Raw genomic sequence first — 807 nt, forward strand, 5'->3', positions numbered from 1 at the left:
TATTATAATTTTGACACTAAAGTAAAGTGTATAGTTTACGATAATTTATCTTTTCTTAATTTCATTTTTTAATTTATAAAAACAGCTCAATTTCAGTGCGAATATTTTTCGCTGTAGGATTGGATATTCTTGTTATTTTGTCACATGGGTATTAAGGGCGTCTGTTACGGAAACCATTGCTTTTTATCTCATCTAGTTTCTATGTCTCCATAGATGTCCAAATGTAATGCCTTTTGCGAGAGAATTGGCCATGCTTGATAGTTTGAGTAACAGCATGATGGATATAATAGACAAGATGAGAGCTCCCCCAAACATGAAGCTTATATTCTGGTCGTAATCGAGTTTCATGTCGCTCAAGTAGTTTGCAAAGATATTCATCATCAGATTAAATACAGTGGCTAAGAGTAAAAAGAGGATTATATAATTGACGACTTGGATTATCCATTGTTCGAAAAGGCGATGAGTTGGTTGCCAGAGCAAAGCAATGATGAAGAGTGGTCCCAATCCTACGAGAAGTGTAATAGCGATTTTTGTTAGGAGCACGAGACCACCACCGATTGCTACTACGAGGCTTGTTGCCAGCAAGATAATGATGCCTAAGAGACTGTAAAGCAGTCCATTGGCTTCGAAGAAGACGGTTTCTTGGAAAAGACGGCCTGCATATTGGAATCCTTTGGTTGCTGTTTTGTCAAGTAAATTCATTAATTGTGTATCATTGAGTGGATTTGTTATGAGCGCTTTTGATAACTCATAGGGCATTTGTGTTATTAAATTTGTGATTTCTGGTTGATAAAGTCCTGTGGTAAG

General features: G+C 36.7%; 1 protein-coding gene. It reads right to left on the minus strand.

Features of this window, described 5'->3' with window-relative positions; genetic code table 11:
- Positions 1–192 precede the first annotated feature (192 nt).
- Positions 193–807 (minus strand): type IV secretion system protein (locus tag ACFIML_RS09170; protein WP_375688023.1); only part of this gene is annotated, 615 nt, incomplete at its 5' end.

Origin of the sequence: Bartonella sp. AC62GZZY (assembly GCF_042196525.1) — a bacterium.
GTDB lineage: Bacteria > Pseudomonadota > Alphaproteobacteria > Rhizobiales > Rhizobiaceae > Bartonella.